The sequence below is a fragment of the Mesorhizobium sp. M7A.F.Ca.CA.004.12.1.1 genome (assembly GCF_003997835.1).
In the GTDB taxonomy this organism is placed as follows: domain Bacteria; phylum Pseudomonadota; class Alphaproteobacteria; order Rhizobiales; family Rhizobiaceae; genus Mesorhizobium.
In genome coordinates, this window is record NZ_RZRK01000751.1 from 1 (window position 1) to 2,952 (window position 2,952).

Here is a 2,952-nt window from a genome sequence, read left to right on the forward strand (position 1 = left end):
CATCTGTGGCAGACGCGCGGGCAAGGCGACGCCTCGGTCCTTTGGCTGGCGAAGATCGCGGCGGTCCTGAGGGCCAAGGGGCACATGGTCTCGACCGCCTCGCTGATCGAAGCCGAACGGCTGGCCCGCACGCTGGCTGTGATCCGTGAACGGCCAAAGCCCGGTTTCGAGGAATTGCGTGACGCCGCGATCGCCGCCCTGTTCAACGGGGAAGCGCTGCTGTGGGCGCTGGTCGAAGCCGAATTGCTGCTGGGCGCCGATGTCGGTGAAATTCCGCCAGACACGCCGCTGGCGCCGCTAATCGAGGACCTGCAGCGCAACCAGAAGGCGGCACGGCTGAAGCCCGAGGCGCTGGAGCGCGAATTATCGGTCGATCTGCGCAGCGAGAGCGGGCTGTTTCGGTCGACCTTGCTGCACCGGCTGTCCGTGCTTGGCGTGCATTGGGGCAAACTCATCGACAGCGGCCGTAGCCGCGGCACCTTTCGCGAGCGTTGGACGCTGTCGTGGGAACCTGAGTATGCCGTTCGACTGGTGGAGAACCTGGTCTACGGACCAACCATCGAAAAGGCGGCCAATGGTCGGCTGATCCAGATGATCGGCGCGGCGACGTCTCTTGATGCGATGGCCGCACTGGTCCAGGGCGCCATCACGGCAAACCTGTCGGAAGCGTCGATCGCCGGTCTCGCGGCCTTGGAGGAACGGGCAGCCCGCAGCAGCGAATGCCTGGAAATCCTGACATCGGTGCCGCCGCTCGCCGACATCATCCGCTATGGCGAGGCTCGCAAGACGGAAACCGCCCGTCTGTCCGGTCTGCTGGAGCGGCTGATCGTCGAAGGCGGGATCGCGCTCGCCTATGCCGCCCGCGACCTCGATGCCCAGGCATCCACGACGCTGGTCGGCGCCATGCGCAAGGCCGACGAAGCGATCAGTCTGGTCGAGCCTGAACAGGACGTGCTGGACGCCTGGCGCAATGGGCTGGCTGCGGTGCTCGATGGATCGCGCTCGACGGCGCTGGTGGCAGGCTGTGCCGCGCATCTGCTCTACGAAGCCGGCCATCTGTCAGCCGACGCGGCAACCGGTCTGATCGCACGACGTCTGTCTCCAGGAACGCCTGTCACCGAGGCTGCAGGGTTCTTCGAGGGTTTCTTCAGCACTGCCGGCCAACGGCTGATCTACGACGAGGGCCTGCGCGGTGCGGTGGATGCCTGGCTCGCATCCCTCGACGAAGACGCCTTCATTGCGCATCTGCCGTTGCTGCGCCGGGTCTTTTCGCATCTGGACTCGATGGAGCGGCGGCGGTTGATCGAAGCGGTGCTCGGCCGCGCCGCACGCCTGCCTGCCGGACTGACGCCGACTCCGGATGGCGGCGAAGCGTGGCGCCGCCATCTTGAACGGCTCGGACCCTTGCTGACGGGAGGGAGCGGCAATGGATGACGAGGCCGAAATGAGCGAACCAATCCAGGCCGGCGACGGACGGGAGCGCCGCTGGCGCCTGGCGATCGGTGCCGATGAGGAAACCTCGTCAGCGCTGTCCGACACCGACAAGCGGCTTTCGGCGGCGCTCGATGCGCTTTACGGCGATGGTGCCGGCGATGCGGCCGCCGATCCGCGCAAGCGGCGCGGCGGCCTCGGCCGCTCGGCGCCAAGGGTGGCACAGTGGATGGGCGATATCAGATCGTTCTTTCCCGCACAGGTCGTCCAGATCGTCCAGAAGGATGCCTTCGAACGGCTCAACCTGAAGCAGATGCTGATGGAGCCGGAATTCCTTAAGGCGATCGAGGCCGACGTCAATCTCGTCGCCGACCTGATTTCGCTGCGCTCGGTCATGCCGGCCAAGACCAAGGACATTGCGCGCACGATCATCGCCGATATCGTCGCCAAGCTGATGCAGCGGCTGGAGCAGAAGACAGCCGAGGCGATCCGCGGCGCGGTCGACCGGTCGCAGCGCACCAACCGCCCACGCCAGCGCGACATCGACTGGCCGCGTACGATCTCAGCCAACCTTCGCCATTACCAGCCCGAGCACAAAACCATCGTGCCGGAGAAGCTGGTCGGCTTCATGCGCAAACAGCGAAGGCTGGTCGACCTGGATGAGGTGGTGCTGTGCGTCGACCAGTCGGGCTCGATGGCAAGCTCGGTGATCTACGCCTCCATCTTCGCCGCGGTGATGGCTTCCCTGCCGGTCGTGCGGACCAAGCTTGTCTGCTTCGACACGGCGATCGTCGATCTGACCGAGGAGCTTAGCGATCCTGTCGAAGTCCTGTTCGGCGTGCAGCTGGGCGGCGGCACCGACATCAACCAGGCCGTGGCCTATTGCGCGGACCGCATCGAACGGCCGACCAAGTCGCATATGGTGCTGATCACCGACCTTTATGAGGGCGGCAACGGGCAGGAATTGCTGCAGCGGCTTGCTGCACTCGTTCGCTCCGGCGTCAACGTCGTGGTGCTTCTGGCGCTGACCGACCAGGGCAGGCCGGGTTATGACCCGAAGATGGCAGGCTCGGTGGCCGCCCTCGGTATTCCGGTCTTCGCCTGCACGCCGGATTTGTTTCCAGACATGATGGCGGCGGCATTGCGTCGGGAAGATATCGGCGCATGGGCGGCTGGCGCCGATATCAAGCTGGTTCGTGCCGAGGCCGAGACTCCGGAGTAAAACAGCCGTCGCCAGAGCTGCCAGGATGCTTCTGGCAGCTCTGGGATAAATGGCTGGAGCTCAGCCGAACTTCGGGTCGAGGCTGCCCGACTTATAGCGCTTGGCCATTTCGGCGACCGGCAGCGGCTTGATCTTCTGCGCGTTGCCGGCGGTGCCGAACTGTTCGAAGCGCTCCTTGCAGAGCTTGCGCATGGCGGCCATGGCCGGTGTCAAATATTTGCGCGGATCGAACTCGCTCGGGTTCTCGGTCAGCACCTTGCGGATCGCGCCGGTCAGCGCCATGCGGTTGTCGGTGTCGA

3 protein-coding genes are annotated in these 2,952 nt (G+C 65.2%); 2 read left to right on the forward strand and 1 reads right to left on the reverse strand.

All coding sequences use genetic code 11. The annotated features are described in order from the left end of the window. The coding region (locus EN984_RS28910; RefSeq protein ID WP_245480135.1) for a DUF5682 family protein at positions 1-1,434 on the forward strand (1,434 nt) is incomplete at its 5' end. Further along, positions 1,427-2,653 carry a VWA domain-containing protein gene (locus tag EN984_RS28915; RefSeq protein WP_127270708.1) on the forward strand — a complete coding sequence of 409 codons (1,227 nt, stop codon included), beginning with the start codon at positions 1,427-1,429 and terminating at the stop codon, positions 2,651-2,653. The genes EN984_RS28910 and EN984_RS28915, both read left to right, overlap by 8 nt. A gap of 60 nt (positions 2,654-2,713) precedes the next feature. On the opposite strand, the gene EN984_RS28920 is transcribed toward EN984_RS28915, so the two are convergent. Further along, on the reverse strand, positions 2,714-2,952 hold a 239-nt coding region (locus EN984_RS28920), incomplete at its 5' end, for a class II fructose-bisphosphate aldolase (RefSeq protein WP_348630241.1).

What these genes read in the sequence shown, in the direction of transcription:
- EN984_RS28915 (WP_127270708.1), top strand. Translation starts at nt 1,427, where the DNA reads ATGGATGACGAGGCCGAAATGAGCGAACCAATCCAGGCCGGCGACGGA.